A 14,305-nucleotide genomic window follows, 5' to 3' on the forward strand; every position below is an offset into this window, starting at 1 on the left:
GATGTGTCTCAGATTGGTCGTATTCCGGGTGTCTTCTCCGGGTCCGACGTGCAGATCGGGGGCATGGTGCGCGCAAATGCGCGCTCTGGCCCGAGCCGCGCGCTCGCACCATAAGAGGCGGCTGCACCAAAGCGGCCCCGGCGAAGGAGAGAGCAGAATGAAAAATCACGCTTTGACGGCGGCCTGTTTTGCGCTGTGGTGTTGTGCGATCTCGCTGGCATTCGGGCTTTTGGAGCTGTGCCTGCTGCTCTTCATGAACCAGGGCCTGCCGGCTGCCGGGCTGCTGGCTGCCGGGGTTGCGGGCTATGCTGCCGGGCGTAACCATGGGCGACGCACCGAGGCCACCCCGGCAGGGCTGCCGCTTGTGGTACATCTCGCGGTGATGGCGGCGGTGCTGATGGGGCTGACCTATGGCCAGCCCTTGCTGCTGAGTGCGATCTTCGGAGACGCTGCGCCTCTCACGCCGCTGATGCAGGTGCCGGCAGAGGTGCGCTTCGGGCTGACCCTTGCCGGGCTCTGCCTGACGCTGGCCACCTTCCGCGCTGGCGCGCGGCATTGGCTGGAGCGTGAAAACCAGGCGGGCCGTCAGCCCGCCTGAGCGCCTCAGCGCGTGGTTTCGGTGAGGCGGCGGCGCACGTAGGTGTCGACCTCGCCCAGCATCTCTTCCATGTAGGGATCTTCGAAGAAGTGGCCCGCACCCTCGACCTCGGTATGGGTGACGGTGATGCCCTTCTGCTCGTGCAGCTTGTCGACCAGCGCGTGGGTGTCCTTGGGCGGCGCGACGCGGTCGGAGGTGCCGTTGAGGATCAGGCCCGAGCTGGGGCAGGGCGCGAGGAAGGAAAAGTCGTACATGTTGGCGGGCGGCGAGACGCTGACGAAGCCGGTGATCTCGGGGCGGCGCATCAGCAGCTGCATCCCGATCCAGGCGCCGAAGGAAAAGCCCGCGACCCAGCAATGCTTGGCGTTGGTGTTCATCGACTGGAGGTAGTCGAGCGCCGAGGCGGCATCGGAAAGCTCGCCGATCCCCTGGTCGTATTCGCCCTGGCTCCGGCCCACGCCGCGGAAGTTGAACCGCAGCACGGTGAAGCCCATCTTGTGGAAGGTGTAGTGCAGGTTATAGACAACCCGGTTGTTCATCGTCCCGCCGAATTGCGGGTGCGGGTGCAGGATGATCGCGATGGGTGCGTCTTTCACGCCTTGTTGGGGGTGATACCTGCCTTCGAGCCGACCCTCGGGGCCGGGAAAAATCACTTCGGGCATACCTGACCTTTTTTGTCCTCTTTTATGTCCCGGGGGCAGTTGACGCGGTAGCGGGCGCAATCTAGAATTATTCTAAATCGGCGCGACCCACCCGGAGGGGTGCGATGGAGGTAATTGTCATTGCCTCCCTCGTCAATGCAATTTGGCCGTATGTTTGGCGCTCATCCGAGAGGAACGGACCCATGAAGCTCTCGACCAAAGGACGTTACGCGATGGTGGCGCTGGCCGATCTGGCGCTGGCGCAATCGGGAGAGAAGAGCACGCTGGTCTCGCTGGCGGCAATCTCCAAGCGCCAGAGCATCTCGTTGCCCTACCTCGAACAGCTCTTCGTCAAGCTCCGCCAGGGCGGGCTGGTGGAGAGCGTGCGCGGGCCGGGTGGCGGCTACCGGCTGGCGCGCTGCCCCGGCGAGATCCGGGTGTCGGAGGTGCTGGAGGCGGTCGACGAGACGGTGAGCGCGCTGCACACCGGGGCAGGGGCCAAGGGCGCCGTTTCGGGGAGCCGGGCGCAGAGCATGGTCAACCGGGTCTGGGAGGGGCTTTCGGCGCAGGTCTACGTGTTCCTGCACTCCGCCACGCTGGCCTCGGTGATCGAGAACGGCATGACCCCGTGCCCGGCGGTGCCCAACCTCTTCGAGATCGTCGATGAACCGGCGGAGGGGGCGCAGGCTTGAGCCGGGTCTACCTCGATTACAACGCCACGGCGCCGCTGCTGCCCGAGGCCCGCGCCGCGATGCTCTCGGCGATGGAGCTGTGCGGCAACCCCTCCTCGGTCCATGCCGAGGGGCGGGCGGCCAAGGCGGCGGTGGAGCGGGCGCGCGCGCAGGTGGCCGCCGGCGTGGGCTGCAAGCCGCAGGAGGTCGTGTTTACCGGCGGGGCCACCGAGGCGGCGCAGGTGTTGTCCGCTGGCGCTGTGGTGGAGCCGACGGCCCATGACGCGCTTTGGGCCCATCACGCCGGGGAGGGCCGGATCTATGCCATGGGGCTCGCCAACAGCGAGACCGGGGTGATCCTGCCGGTGCCACAGGAACGCCCCTGCGAGCTGTTGTTGCTCGATGTCACGCAGGTGGTCGGCCGCATTCCCTTTGCCTTCGGCTGGTCGGGGGCGGATCTTGCGATCCTGTCGGCCCACAAGTTGGGCGGCCCGAAGGGCGTGGGGGCGTTGATCGTGCGCGAGGGTCTTGATATTGCGCCGCTGCTCAAGGGCGGCGGGCAGGAGATGGGCCGGCGCTCGGGCACCGAGAACGTGATTGGAATTGCCGGTTTCGGCGCTGCCGTGGAGGCCGCGCAGAAGCGGCTGGAAGCCGGAGTGTGGGCGCAGGTGGCAGAGAGGCGCGACATCTTGGAAGCCCGGGTGGCAGAAGCCGCGCCGGGGGCCATATTCATAGGGCAGGAGGCCGAGCGCCTGCCGGGCACCGCCTGCTTTGCCGCGCCGGGTTGGAAGGGCGAAACCCAGGTGATGGCGATGGACCTTGCCGGGTTTGCCATTTCCGCCGGATCTGCCTGCTCCTCGGGCAAGGTGAAGGAAAGCCGGGTGCTGCGGGCCATGGGCCATGGCGAAGAGATCGCCCGCTCGGCCATTCGCGTGTCGCTGGGGCCGGACACGAGTGAAGAAGATATCGCCCGCTTCGCCGAAGCCTGGGCTGCGCAATACAAGAGACACCAAGCGAGGGTTGCGTGAAGAACGCGCCCCAAGCTGTTGATAAGGAAAGACGATGAACGATCTTGACGTAAAAGAAGGCGTCGATGCCGAGACCGTGGAAGCCGTGAAGGCCATGGGGGCCTACAAATACGGCTGGAACACCGACATCGAGATGGATTTCGCGCCCATGGGGCTGAACGAGGAGATCGTTCGGCTGATCTCGGCCAACAACGGCGAGCCCGAGTGGATGACCGACTGGCGCCTCGAGGCCTACCGCCGCTGGTTGCAGATGGAAGAGCCCGATTGGGCGATGGTCGACTACCCCGAGATCAACTTCCAGAACCAGTATTACTACGCCAAACCCAAGTCGATGATGGAGAAGCCCAAGTCGCTGGACGAGGTCGACCCGGCCCTTCTGGAGACCTATGCCAAGCTGGGTATCCCGCTGAAGGAACAGATGATTCTGGCCGGCGTCGAGGGCGCCGAGGCTGCGCCCGCAGAAGGCCGCAAGGTGGCCGTCGATGCGGTGTTCGATTCCGTCAGCGTCGGCACCACCTTCAAGGCGGAACTGGCCAGCAAGGGCGTGATCTTCTGCTCGATTTCCGAGGCGATCAAGGAGCACCCCGAGCTGGTGAAGAAGTACCTCGGCTCGGTCGTGCCGCAGGGCGACAACTTCTATGCCTGCCTGAACTCGGCGGTCTTCTCTGACGGTTCCTTCGTCTACGTGCCGCCCGGCGTGCGCTGCCCGATGGAGCTTTCGACCTATTTCCGCATCAACGCCGAGAACACCGGACAGTTCGAGCGCACGCTGATCATCTGCGACAGCAACGCCTACGTGTCCTACCTCGAAGGCTGCACCGCGCCGCAGCGCGACACCTCGCAGCTCCACGCCGCCGTGGTCGAGATCGTGGTGATGGACGACGCAGAGGTGAAGTATTCCACCGTGCAGAACTGGTTCCCGGGCGACGAGAACGGCAAGGGCGGGATCTACAACTTCGTCACCAAGCGCGCCGATTGCCGCGGTGATCGGGCCAAGGTGATGTGGACGCAGGTGGAAACCGGCTCTGCCGTGACCTGGAAGTATCCGAGCTGCATCCTGCGCGGCGAGGAGAGCCAGGGCGAGTTCTATTCCATCGCCATCACCAACAACATGCAGCAGGCCGACACCGGCACCAAGATGATCCACCTCGGCAAGAACACCCGCTCGCGGATCGTCTCGAAAGGCATCAGCGCCGGCAAGGCGCAGAACACCTATCGCGGCCTCGTTTCGATGCACCCGAAGGCGAAGAACTCGCGCAACTACACCCAGTGCGACAGCCTTCTGATCGGCTCCGACTGCGGGGCGCACACGGTGCCCTACATCGAGGTGAAGAACAATTCTTCCCGCGTGGAGCACGAGGCCACCACCTCCAAGGTCGACGACGACCAGCTCTTCTACTGCCGCCAGCGCGGCATGGACGAGGAGGAGGCCGTGGCGCTTGTGGTCAACGGCTTCTGCAAGGAGGTGCTTCAGGCCCTGCCGATGGAATTTGCCATGGAAGCTCAACAGCTTGTGGCGATCTCGCTCGAAGGTTCGGTTGGTTAAGGCGGCCCGGCGCGAAACCCGCTAACCGGCCGTTGATCTCATAGGCATGAGGGCTGCGATGACAGACGAGGAAACCGAGAACACGCCCGAGACTGGCGTGCTGCAGGAAGAGACCGAAACCACCCGCCGGATCAACGCGCTGCGGGCGGGGGATGAGCTGCATCCTGCGGTTGTGGCGGCGCTCGGCAACGGCGTGCGCTTTGTCAGCCCGCGCCAGGCGCGGGTGGTGCTCTCGCACCGCTATGGGAAGCCGGTGATCTTCACTGTCGACAACCGCGAGGACCGGATCCACAAGAACCACCTCAAGGGCCGGTTTTACGAACAGCAGCAGCTTGAAACCATCGCCAGCCACTTCCCGGAGGGAGGCACCTTCATGGATGTGGGCGCGAATGTGGGCAATCACACGCTCTACATGGCCCTGATGGCTGGCGCGGCCCGGGTGCTGCCGGTGGAGCCCAACCCCAAGGCGATCAACTTGCTGGTCGCCAATGTCATGTACAACGGCCTCTTTGACAGGGTTGACCTCTCGACCCTGGGCTACGGGCTCGATGCCGAGGCGGGCGAGGGGCTGGCCATTCACAGCCCGCGCAACAATCTCGGCTGGGTCAAGCTGAAGCCGGTCGAGGAGGCCAAGGGCGATGCCACGGCCGTGCCCACCCGCACCGGTGACAGCCTGGTGGGGGACACGCATGTCGATTTCATCAAGATTGACGTGGAGGGCATGGAAGTGGGCGCGCTGAAGGGGCTCGAGGGCACCATCACCCGTAGCAAGCCGCATCTCTTCATCGAGTTGGAGCATGTCAACAAGGAGGCTGCTTGGGAGATGCTGGAAGCCTGGGGCTACGAGACGGTCCATGATTTCGAGGCCAACAAGACCAACCAGAACATTCTGCTGAAACCCAAGAGCTGAGGAGCGGTCCGATGATTATCAGCACCAACTCCTTCGTCGAGGGCCAGCAGGTCGGCGGCCGCAAGGCCATCGCTACCGGCTGGGCGATCGGAACCGAGCCGACGGGGGCAGCCCCCGGCACCGTCTTCGGGCCGGAAAGCGCCTGAGCGATGCGCGATTTCTCCCGATCCACCGCCCGTCAGAGGCGTTTACCATGCCCGCGTTTTGCGCCGGGTCTACCCAACTCTTGCCCCAATCAGGTGGTTAATTCTTCTTTAACGCGAAGGATGAAGGCAGAGGCACCGAGCACCCGTGGCGAATTTGGACACGTTCAACGACCGGATCACCCGGATCAACAAGGGCAGCCAGTGGGCGCCCGAGGGGGTCGTGCATACGCCGGTGCAGAAGGCGCGTCGCAAGGGGCGGAATGGGCCGATCGCGCGGATGTTCCACACGATTTCGCTGCCGATGGCCTTCGCGCTGGGGCTTCTGGCCATGGCCGTGGCCCGCTATGCGCGGATGGCGGTGAGCGGCCTGCCCGAGGGCGGGCAGGTGCTGACCAGCACGCTCGCGCTGGACGCGGTGCTGGGCGTGGTGCTGGCCTTCATACTCTGCCAGATCGTGCAGATGCGCTCGATCTCGCAGGTTGCGGTGGCCGTCATCGGCACCGGGGCCGGGGCGCTGACCATGCATATGGTGGTGCATCGCGCGCCCGAAATCTTCGCCCAGTTCTTCGGCCCGGCCTGGGTGAACGCGGTGCTCAGCACGACCGAACCCAACATGGTGCTCTACGGGCACCTGCTGCAACGGCTTCCTGTCTAGGGAAGGGCGCGCGGCATGTCTCAGCAGGATTTCCAGCAACGCCTTGCCCGGCTGAACACGCAGCCGGAACCTGCGGCCGCACCGATGGCCCGGGCGTCCGCGCCGAGCGCGCCCGCGCGCAGGCCCCGCGAACCGGGGCCGTTGGATGTGGCGCTGGGGCTGCTGGTGGGCGTGGTGGCCAACCTGATTGCCTCGATCGTGGAGTTCCATCTCTGGCTCGGCGGCGACGCCATGGCCTACATCACCGGCGAGGGCTCCTTCATCGGCTCGGTCGCGGTGTTTGCGGCGGCCTACCTGCTGATCACCACCTTCTCGGTGAAGGGCTTTCCGGGCATGGGCGGCGTGGTGGCCGGGGTCTTCGGCATGGGGCTGCTGGAAAGCTTCCTGCCCGAGGTCGCGCCGGGGCTCGCAACAGCTCTGTTCAACGATCAATATGTCTCGCTGATCCTCGCGGGCTACGACCTCTCGTTCTTCTGACCGGGGCAACTGCCCGGTTTCTCACGCACCCGGCGCCCAATGGGGCTGTCGGGCCATTCGGTATGCAAAGGTAGAAAAATGCTCGAAATCAAAAACCTGCACGTCAAACTTGAAGAAGAGGACAAGCAGATCCTCAAGGGTGTCGACCTCACGGTCGAAACCGGCAAGGTCCATGCCATCATGGGGCCGAACGGCTCGGGCAAGTCCACGCTTTCCTATGTGCTCTCGGGCCGCGCGGGCTATGAGGTCACCGATGGGTCCGCCGTGATGGAGGGCGCCGACCTGCTGGAGATGGAAACCGAAGAGCGCGCCGCAGCCGGGCTTTTCCTTGCGTTCCAGTATCCGGTCGAAATTCCGGGCGTCAGCAACATGACCTTCCTGCGCACTGCCGTAAACGCGCAGCGCAAGGCGCGGGGCGAGGAGGAGATGAGCGCGACCGATTTCCTCAAGGAGGTCCGCGCCAAGGCCAAGAGCCTTCAGATCGACGCCGAGATGCTGAAGCGCCCGGTGAACATGGGTTTCTCGGGGGGTGAGAAGAAGCGCAACGAGATCCTCCAGATGGCGATGCTGGAGCCGAAGATGTGCATCCTCGACGAGACCGACTCGGGGCTGGACGTGGACGCGATGAAGCTGGTGGCCGATGGGGTGAACGCGCTGCGTTCCGAGGGCCGCAGCTTTCTGGTGATCACCCACTACCAGCGCCTGCTCGATCACATCAAACCCGACGTGGTGCACATCATGGCCGATGGCCGCATCGTCAAGACCGGCGGCCCCGAGCTGGCGCTCGAGGTCGAGCACAACGGCTATGCCGACATTCTGGCGGAGATGGCCTGATGGCAGCGCAATCCCGCAAGGAAGTGATGGCCGCCGACCGCCGCGCCCAGGCCGAGGCCCGGCTGGCCGCAACGCCCATGCCCGCCGCATCCGGGTGGTCTGCCGAGCTGCGCCAGGCGGCGCTGAGCCGGGTGATCGACCTCGGCCTGCCGCACCGGCGCGACGAGTACTGGAAGTTCACCGACCCGACCAGCCTGAGCCAGCCCGAGCCGGCGGAGGCCGCCACCTTCGATCCGCAGGAGACGCTGATCTTCGGCGGCGTCGAGCGGTTGCACCTGACCTTCGTGGATGGCGTCTTCGACGCCGGGGCGAGTGACAGCCTTGAGGGGGAAGGGCTTGAGATCGCCCGTCTTTCCGAGGCCGAAAAGGCCGATATCCACTGGGCGCAGCACCTCTACGGCACGCTGGAAACCCGTGGCCAGTGCCCGGTTGCCCGCCCGCTCGCGGCGCTCAACACCGCGCTGGCCAGCGACGGCATCCTGATCCGTGCCACCGGCAAGGTGTCGAAGCCGGTGCACATCACCTACCTGCACCAGAAGACCGACTCCGACGTGATCCTGCATCACGTGGTGAAGGTCGAGAAGGGCGCCGAGCTGACCCTGCTCGAGAACGGCCCCGCCGCGTCCCGGCTGAACAAGGTGCTCGAGGTCGACGTGGCCGATACCGGCGCCTTCCACCACATCCGCGCCCAAGGCCGCGACCACGAGCGCCGCGCCGCCTCGCATATCTTTGCCCGGCTGGGGCAGGAGAGCGTGTTCAAGAGCTTCACCCTCACGGTGAACGGGGTGCTCACGCGCAACGAGTCGGTGATCGAGTTCACCGGCGACGATGCGGTGGCCCATATCGCCGGGGCCTGCCTTGGCGATGGCGACTTTCACCACGACGATACGGTCTTCGTGACCCATGACGCGGTGAACTGCGAAAGCCGGCAGGTCTTCAAGAAGGTGCTGCGCAACGGCGCCAAGGGCGTGTTCCAGGGCAAGATCCTGGTGAAGGAGGGCGCGCAGAAGACCGATGGCTACCAGATCAGCCAGTCGCTTCTGCTCGACGACAACAGCCAGTTTCTCGCCAAGCCCGAACTCGAGATCTACGCCGACGATGTTGCCTGTTCCCATGGCTCCACCACCGGCGCGATCGACGAGGATGCGCTGTTCTACTTTCTCTCCCGCGGCATTCCGCGCTCCGAGGCGCAGAGCCTTCTGGTGCTGGCCTTCGTGGCCGAGGCCATCGAAGAGATCGAGAACAAGGATCTTGCCGGGGAGCTGACCGAGCGTCTTGCCGGCTGGCTCCAGCGGCATCGCGGCTGAGAGGGCAGGGCGCGTGGCTGTCACCACCAACATGCTGGCCAGCTGGCGTGCGCCGCGCGTCACGCTGCGCCGGATGCTTGCGGCCGGCACCCGCGAAGACAGGGCGCTGATCCTGCTGATGGCGGGCTGCCTCGTGATCTTCATCGCGCAGTGGCCGCGACTTGCCCGCGATGCCGAGTTGCAGACCCTCGGCGCGGAGGCCGAACAGCCGCTGCAGATGCTGATCGGCGGCACCCTGCTGGCCTGGCTCTTCATCATGCCCATCGTGTTCTACCTGCTGGCCCTGCTGTCGCATCTCGCGCTCAAGCCCTTCGGCGGGCGCGGCAGCGGCTATGGCGCAAGGCTGGCGCTGTTCTGGACGGTGCTGGTGGTGTCGCCGCTGATGCTGCTCTACGGGCTGACCCGGGGGTTCATCGGCGATGGGCCGGAGGCAACGCTGGTGGGGGCCGTGGTGGTCATCGGGTTTTTCGTGCATTGGGGGCTGTGCCTCGTGGAGGCCGAGTTTGGCCCCGAAGCCGGAAAGGCGACCCCATGAGCTCCAACCTACTGACCCTGATGCAGCTCACCGCCCGCCGCCCGCGCGAGGCGATGGCGCATGTGCAATCGCTCCAGCTGACCTCGGCGGTGGCCTGGCAGGTCTTTGCGCTGGTGCTGGTGATCGAGCTGATCTTCGCCCATCTGCTCGGCCTCATGCTCGGCCCGGTCGATGTGCCCGCCGATGGGGCGCTGGCCCCGGCGCTGGCCCTCAGCCCGATGCTGCTGGGCGCGATCCAGGGCTGCCTGCTGGTGCTGATGGTCTTCGGCCTGCACTGGGTCGGGCGCGCCTTCGGCGGCACCGGGCGGCTGGAAGACGCGATCCTGCTGATGGCGCTGCTCCAGTTTGCGCTGATCGTGCTTCAGGCCGTCGAGATCCTGCTGATCCTCATCTTCCCCGGCCTCGCCGCCGGGGTGATGCTGTTCAACGTCTTCGTCTTCTTCTACCTGCTGACCAGCTTCACCACGCAGTTGCACGGCTTCACCAAGCCGCCGCTGGTGTTTCTGGGCATCATCCTCACCATGATCGGGGGCATCATCGGCCTGTCGATCATTCTCACCATCATCGGTGTCACCATCCCCGGAACCCCGCCCAATGTATGACGTCTCCGCCATCCGCGCCGACTTTCCGATCCTCGCCCGCGAGGTGAACGGCAAGCCGCTGACATACCTCGACAACGGCGCATCGGCGCAGAAGCCGCGGGCGGTGATCGAGGCGATCACCCGGGCCTACGAGATGGAATACGCCAATGTGCACCGCGGGTTGCACTACCTCTCCAACCTCGCGACCGACAACTACGAGGCGGTGCGCGGCAAGATCGCCCGCTTTCTCGGCGCGGGTGACGAGCAGGAGATCGTGTTCAACACCGGCACCACCGAGGGCATCAACCTGGTCAGCTACGGCTGGGCCGCGCCGCGCCTTGAAGCGGGCGACGAGATCGTGCTGTCGGTGATGGAACACCACGCCAATATCGTGCCTTGGCACTTCCTGCGCGAGCGGCAAGGCGTGGTGCTGAAGTGGGTCGAGCCCGAGGCCGACGGCAGCCTGCCGTCGCAGAAGGTGATCGACGCGATCGGCCCGCGCACGAAGCTCGTGGCCATCACCCACATGTCCAACGTGCTCGGCACGGTGGTGGACGTGGCCGCGATCTGCAAGGCGGCGCGCGACAAGGGCGTGGCTACGCTGGTCGACGGCTCGCAGGCGGCGGTGCACATGCCCGTCAACGTCGACGAGATCGGCGCCGATTTCTACGCCATCACCGGCCACAAGCTCTATGGCCCCTCCGGCTCCGGCGCGATCCACATCCGCAAGGAGCGGATGGCCGAGATGCGCCCCTTCATGGGGGGCGGCGACATGATCCGCGAGGTGGGCCGCGAGGCGGTCAGCTACACCGACCCGCCGATGAAGTTCGAGGCCGGCACGCCGGGCATCGTGTCCACCATCGGGCTCGGCGCCGCGCTCGACTACATGATGGGCCTTGGCATGGAGAACATCGCCGCCCACGAGGCCAGCCTCCGCGACTACGCCCGCGCCAAGCTCTTCGGCCTGAACTGGCTCAACGTGCAGGGCGACGCGCCGGGCAAGGGTGCGATCTTTTCCTTCACCATCGAAGGTGCGGGCCATGCGCATGACATCTCGACCGTGCTCGACAAGCGCGGCGTCGCCGTGCGCGCCGGCCACCATTGCGCCCAGCCGCTGATGGAGCACCTCGGCGTCACCGCCACCTGCCGCGCCTCCTTCGGGCTCTACAACACCGAGGAAGAGGTCGACCGGCTGGTTTCGGCGCTGGAGCTCTGCCACGAGCTCTTCGCCTGACGGCGAGGGGCGCGCGGGGCCGGAAAACGCCTCGCCAATCCCCGTCACCGCGCCGCTTGCAGCCCTCCGCCACCCGGTCAGGCCTGCCGTCAAATTCCCGATTGCGAGGCCGGGGCAGGGCCGCTATACGGACGCCTGCGTGGACCCATAGCTCAGCTGGATAGAGCGCTGCCCTCCGAAGGCAGAGGCCAGAGGTTCGAATCCTCTTGGGTCCGCCATAGATTTCCCTGCTCCGAACGCCCCCGAAATCTGCCCTGCGGCGGGCCGTTGAGGTTGACGTTGGGTCCGCTATCGGTGCTTAATCGAACTGGTTGCGATGTTCAGTATGTCAAATAACACTTTTTATTGAAAAGATCTTTCCGGCTGAACGCTGGTTTGGCCGTGCCGGGCGGGGATGATCCTGGCACCTGGAAGCGGGAATGGGCGCCGAGATTACCGGTGCCGGAGGGGATGCGCAGATGCGCAATGATATGAGTGGCGACAGCGGCGGTTCGCGACGGTGGTCGTGGGGCCTTGCCGTGGGGGCCTTGGCGCTTGCTGCCTTGCAGGCGTCTCAGGCGGTTGCGGCCGAGCAGACATTCACCGACTGGCGCGTCGATTGCCCGGGCGAGGGGCGGGCCTGCACGGCCTCGATCACCAGCTTTGCCGAAGACCGCACGTGGCTCTCGACGCTGCGGGTCCAGCCGGGGCAGGCGGCGGGAGAGCTGCCGGTCCAGATCCTCGTGCCCCCGGGCGTGCACCTTGCCTCGGGCCTCTTCGTGGCGGTGCCGGGCCAGAAGATCGCCGAGGCCACCTATCTCACCTGCACCAATCAGGCCTGCGACGCCCGCGTCAGCATTTCCGAGCGACAGTTGACCAGCTGGAAGCGTGCCCGTGCCGCGCGGCTGCGCTATCGCCCGTCGTCCACCGCGCCGCCGATCGAATATGAGGTATCGCTGATGGGGCTGACGGCGGCCCTCGGCGCTGCGGCGGAGGGCGTGGAATGAAGCAGCTGTTCGCCGCCCTGATCCTCGCCTTCACCCTGTTTGCGGGACAGCCCGCCCAGGCACAGACCTTCGAGATCAAGGGCGTTGCCGTAGAGGCCTCGGCCTATCTCCACCCCGACGTGATCGCCGATGTCACCGGCAAGTACATCCGCCGCCCGATCACCTTCGCCGACCTTCAGCAGATGCTGGCCGAGATCAACGGCCTCTACAACGCCGCCGGGGTGCCCACCGCCCAGGCGATCCTGCCGCCCCAGGAGGTGCGCGACGGGATCCTCAAGGTGTCGCTGATCGAGGCCGAGATCGAGGATGTCGAGTTTGTCGGGCTCAGCAACACCTCCGAGCGGTTCCTGCGGCGCAACATCTCGCTGCCCTCGGGCGAGAAGCCCGATTTCGACCGGATCGAGCGTGATCTTCAGGTCTTCGACATCGCCCATGACATCTCGCCCCAGCTCAGCTTCGGGCCGGGCCGGGAGGTTGGCACCACCCGGGCCATCGTTACCGCAGACGAGCCCAAGCGCTTTGCGATCACCGCCTCGGTCGACAATTTCGGCCGCCCCGAAACCGGCGAGGCGCGGGCCACGGTCTTCGGGCGCTGGTCCTCGGTGACGGGCGTGCGCGATACGCTGTCGTTCCAGATCCAGGCCTCGCAGGGGGCCAAGTCTTCGTCGCTGGGCTATTCCCGCCCGGTCGGGCCCGGGGGCGGGCGCGTGGTGGCGACGCTGAGCTTTTCGCAATCCTCGATCATCGGCGGCGAGTTCACCCCGGTCAGCATCGTGTCGGATTCGCTGGGCGGCAGCCTGTCGTACCGGCGCCCGGCCTGGGTGCGGCCCGACCGCTACTGGCTGTTCGAGGGCGGCGTGACCTTCGACAGCACCGAATCCACCATCGACGGGCTGACCTTTGCCGATGTGCAGCTCTGGGATGTCTTCATGACGGCCCGCTACAATCGGCGCTTCGACAAGTCGACCCTCGGCTTCAGCGCCGGGCTGCGGATCGGCCAGGCCGATGCGCTTGGCACCTCGCAGACCGAGGGCGACTACTGGCTGATCTATGGCGAGGGCACCTATGCCGGCCCGATCAACGACCGGCTGATGTTCAACGGGGCGCTGCGCTACCAATATGCCCATGGCGAGAACCTCCCGGTGGCCCGCCTCTTCACCGTGGGTGGCGTGGGCACCGTGCGCGGCTATCCCAACGACATCCGCGCCGGGGACTCCGGTGTGCTGGTGAACCTCCAGGTCTCCTCACGCAAGCCCTACACCCCGCGCAACATGCCCAAGTGGAAGATCAGCCCCTTCGCCTTCGTCGACGCCGCGCTGATCGTGCCATTCCGCCCCGATGGCGGGATCGACGGCGAGCAGGACGTGCTGGCCTCGATCGGCGGCGGCGCCTCGATCCAGATCGGCAAGGCCAATGTGCTGGCCATGGTCGGGGTGCCGATGAAGAACACCCTCGGCTTCGACCAGGCCGGGCAACCGAAATTCTATCTTGGCCTCGACTACAATTTCTGAGGCCACCAAAGGACGTGAACGAAGTGGATGAGCCTATGAAACCGATTGCCAACCTTGCCGCAGCCCTTGCGATGGCGCTCTGTGCCAGCTCGGCACCGGCACTGGCGCAGGAGGCCACCGAGCCCGCCGCCGAGCCGAGCGAGGATGTGGGCAACAACACCGCCTTCGGCGACTGGATCGTGAGCTGCGAGGCCGTGACCATCAAGAAGACGGCCTGCAGCCTCGTGCAGGAGCAGCGCCTGAAGGAGAGCGGGCAGCTCGTGGCCCGCTTCGTCGCGCTGCCGGTGTCCGACGGGGCCATTCTGCTCGCGCAGGTGCCGATGGGTGTCTACCTGCCCGGCGGCGCGGTCTACCGCTTTGCCGGCAATGACGCGCAGGAGCAGCGCGAGATGATCTGGCAACGCTGCGCCGAGAACGTCTGCGAGGCCGCCGCGCCGCTCAGCGAGGAGGAGCTGGCGGTGTTTGCCGAGGAAGAGGCGCTGCTGTTCGGGTTCCGGCCCACGGCAGAGAGCGAGCCGGTGGTGCTGCGGGTCGATATCTCGCGCTTCGCCGAGGCGGTGCAGAAGTTGCGCGACAGCGCAAGTTGAACACTTCGGGCGCGGCGGAGGTCGTTGCGCCCGGAACGGAATTAAAGGGGCGGTAGCC

The 14,305-nt window shown here is 65.9% G+C and carries 17 protein-coding genes and 1 tRNA gene; 17 read left to right on the forward strand and 1 reads right to left on the reverse strand.

Annotated features, from left to right (window positions below; all coding sequences use genetic code 11):
- Nucleotides 1-157 precede the first annotated feature (157 nt).
- Nucleotides 158-598: a hypothetical protein gene (locus tag GTH22_RS04335; RefSeq protein WP_252943485.1), complete on the forward strand. Its 441-nt coding sequence runs from the start codon at nt 158-160 to the stop codon at nt 596-598.
- Between the two features lie 5 nt (nt 599-603).
- On the opposite strand, the gene GTH22_RS04340 is transcribed toward GTH22_RS04335, so the two are convergent.
- On the reverse strand, nt 604-1,260 hold the full coding sequence (locus GTH22_RS04340; protein ID WP_252943488.1) for an alpha/beta hydrolase: 657 nt from the start codon (nt 1,258-1,260) through the stop codon (nt 604-606).
- 182 nt (nt 1,261-1,442) lie between these two features.
- Here GTH22_RS04340 and GTH22_RS04345 point away from each other — a divergent pair, with 182 nt between their 5' ends.
- From GTH22_RS04345 to GTH22_RS04415, 16 genes are all read left to right on the forward strand, one after another.
- The gene (locus GTH22_RS04345; protein WP_252943490.1) at nt 1,443-1,931 is read left to right on the forward strand and encodes an Rrf2 family transcriptional regulator; all 489 of its coding nucleotides are present in this window, start codon (nt 1,443-1,445) and stop codon (nt 1,929-1,931) included.
- A complete protein-coding gene (locus tag GTH22_RS04350) occupies nt 1,928-2,938 on the forward strand; it encodes a cysteine desulfurase family protein (RefSeq protein ID WP_252943493.1) in 1,011 nt (336 codons plus the stop codon). The genes GTH22_RS04345 and GTH22_RS04350 overlap by 4 nt, the downstream gene beginning before the upstream one ends.
- A gap of 34 nt (nt 2,939-2,972) precedes the next feature.
- The gene (gene sufB / locus GTH22_RS04355) at nt 2,973-4,484 is read left to right on the forward strand and encodes a Fe-S cluster assembly protein SufB (RefSeq protein WP_252943495.1); all 1,512 of its coding nucleotides are present in this window, start codon (nt 2,973-2,975) and stop codon (nt 4,482-4,484) included.
- Nucleotides 4,485-4,542: 58 nt separating this feature from the next.
- Complete coding sequence (locus GTH22_RS04360) at nt 4,543-5,394, forward strand: FkbM family methyltransferase (RefSeq protein WP_252943496.1); 852 nt, start codon at nt 4,543-4,545, stop codon at nt 5,392-5,394.
- An 11-nt stretch (nt 5,395-5,405) separates the two neighbouring features.
- Entirely contained in the window at nt 5,406-5,540 is a 135-nt protein-coding gene (locus GTH22_RS22045) for a hypothetical protein (RefSeq protein WP_256471551.1), read from the forward strand.
- A 145-nt stretch (nt 5,541-5,685) separates the two neighbouring features.
- Nucleotides 5,686-6,195 (forward strand): hypothetical protein, encoded by a 510-nt coding sequence (locus GTH22_RS04365; RefSeq protein WP_252943498.1) that lies wholly within the window; start codon nt 5,686-5,688, stop codon nt 6,193-6,195.
- Nucleotides 6,196-6,210: 15 nt separating this feature from the next.
- A complete protein-coding gene (locus GTH22_RS04370; protein ID WP_252943500.1) occupies nt 6,211-6,672 on the forward strand; it encodes a hypothetical protein in 462 nt (153 codons plus the stop codon).
- A gap of 78 nt (nt 6,673-6,750) precedes the next feature.
- Nucleotides 6,751-7,506 carry a Fe-S cluster assembly ATPase SufC gene (gene sufC, locus GTH22_RS04375; protein ID WP_252943502.1) on the forward strand — a complete coding sequence of 252 codons (756 nt, stop codon included), beginning with the start codon at nt 6,751-6,753 and terminating at the stop codon, nt 7,504-7,506.
- Nucleotides 7,506-8,813 carry a Fe-S cluster assembly protein SufD gene (sufD, locus tag GTH22_RS04380; RefSeq protein WP_371928315.1) on the forward strand — a complete coding sequence of 436 codons (1,308 nt, stop codon included), beginning with the start codon at nt 7,506-7,508 and terminating at the stop codon, nt 8,811-8,813. Before sufC ends, sufD begins: the two co-directional genes overlap by 1 nt.
- A gap of 13 nt (nt 8,814-8,826) precedes the next feature.
- Nucleotides 8,827-9,348 carry a hypothetical protein gene (locus tag GTH22_RS04385; protein ID WP_252943504.1) on the forward strand — a complete coding sequence of 174 codons (522 nt, stop codon included), beginning with the start codon at nt 8,827-8,829 and terminating at the stop codon, nt 9,346-9,348.
- Nucleotides 9,345-9,950: a YIP1 family protein gene (locus tag GTH22_RS04390; RefSeq protein WP_252943507.1), complete on the forward strand. Its 606-nt coding sequence runs from the start codon at nt 9,345-9,347 to the stop codon at nt 9,948-9,950. Before GTH22_RS04385 ends, GTH22_RS04390 begins: the two co-directional genes overlap by 4 nt.
- A complete protein-coding gene (locus GTH22_RS04395; protein WP_252943509.1) occupies nt 9,943-11,163 on the forward strand; it encodes a cysteine desulfurase in 1,221 nt (406 codons plus the stop codon). The genes GTH22_RS04390 and GTH22_RS04395 overlap by 8 nt, the downstream gene beginning before the upstream one ends.
- Nucleotides 11,164-11,304: 141 nt before the next feature.
- Nucleotides 11,305-11,381: transfer RNA gene (locus tag GTH22_RS04400), tRNA-Arg, on the forward strand.
- A gap of 240 nt (nt 11,382-11,621) precedes the next feature.
- The gene (locus GTH22_RS04405; protein WP_252943511.1) at nt 11,622-12,149 is read left to right on the forward strand and encodes an invasion associated locus B family protein; all 528 of its coding nucleotides are present in this window, start codon (nt 11,622-11,624) and stop codon (nt 12,147-12,149) included.
- Nucleotides 12,146-13,660 (forward strand): ShlB/FhaC/HecB family hemolysin secretion/activation protein, encoded by a 1,515-nt coding sequence (locus tag GTH22_RS04410; protein WP_252943513.1) that lies wholly within the window; start codon nt 12,146-12,148, stop codon nt 13,658-13,660. Before GTH22_RS04405 ends, GTH22_RS04410 begins: the two co-directional genes overlap by 4 nt.
- Nucleotides 13,661-13,695: 35 nt before the next feature.
- The gene (locus GTH22_RS04415) at nt 13,696-14,247 is read left to right on the forward strand and encodes an invasion associated locus B family protein (RefSeq protein WP_252943515.1); all 552 of its coding nucleotides are present in this window, start codon (nt 13,696-13,698) and stop codon (nt 14,245-14,247) included.
- Nucleotides 14,248-14,305 lie beyond the last annotated feature (58 nt).

Source organism: Oceanicola sp. 502str15 (assembly GCF_024105635.1).
Classification (GTDB): Bacteria; Pseudomonadota; Alphaproteobacteria; order Rhodobacterales; family Rhodobacteraceae; genus Vannielia.

Bases quoted from the DNA above. Each gene is read 5' to 3' on its own strand.
- GTH22_RS04335 (WP_252943485.1), top strand. From the start codon at position 158: ATGAAAAATCACGCTTTGACGGCGGCCTGTTTTGCGCTGTGGTGTTGT.
- GTH22_RS04340 (WP_252943488.1), bottom strand. From the start codon at position 1,260: ATGCCCGAAGTGATTTTTCCCGGCCCCGAGGGTCGGCTCGAAGGCAGG.
- GTH22_RS04345 (WP_252943490.1), top strand. From the start codon at position 1,443: ATGAAGCTCTCGACCAAAGGACGTTACGCGATGGTGGCGCTGGCCGAT.
- sufB (WP_252943495.1), top strand. From the start codon at position 2,973: ATGAACGATCTTGACGTAAAAGAAGGCGTCGATGCCGAGACCGTGGAA.
- GTH22_RS04360 (WP_252943496.1), top strand. From the start codon at position 4,543: ATGACAGACGAGGAAACCGAGAACACGCCCGAGACTGGCGTGCTGCAG.
- GTH22_RS22045 (WP_256471551.1), top strand. From the start codon at position 5,406: ATGATTATCAGCACCAACTCCTTCGTCGAGGGCCAGCAGGTCGGCGGC.
- GTH22_RS04370 (WP_252943500.1), top strand. From the start codon at position 6,211: ATGTCTCAGCAGGATTTCCAGCAACGCCTTGCCCGGCTGAACACGCAG.
- sufC (WP_252943502.1), top strand. From the start codon at position 6,751: ATGCTCGAAATCAAAAACCTGCACGTCAAACTTGAAGAAGAGGACAAG.
- sufD (WP_371928315.1), top strand. From the start codon at position 7,506: ATGGCAGCGCAATCCCGCAAGGAAGTGATGGCCGCCGACCGCCGCGCC.
- GTH22_RS04390 (WP_252943507.1), top strand. From the start codon at position 9,345: ATGAGCTCCAACCTACTGACCCTGATGCAGCTCACCGCCCGCCGCCCG.
- GTH22_RS04395 (WP_252943509.1), top strand. From the start codon at position 9,943: ATGTATGACGTCTCCGCCATCCGCGCCGACTTTCCGATCCTCGCCCGC.
- GTH22_RS04405 (WP_252943511.1), top strand. From the start codon at position 11,622: ATGCGCAATGATATGAGTGGCGACAGCGGCGGTTCGCGACGGTGGTCG.
- GTH22_RS04410 (WP_252943513.1), top strand. From the start codon at position 12,146: ATGAAGCAGCTGTTCGCCGCCCTGATCCTCGCCTTCACCCTGTTTGCG.
- GTH22_RS04415 (WP_252943515.1), top strand. From the start codon at position 13,696: ATGAAACCGATTGCCAACCTTGCCGCAGCCCTTGCGATGGCGCTCTGT.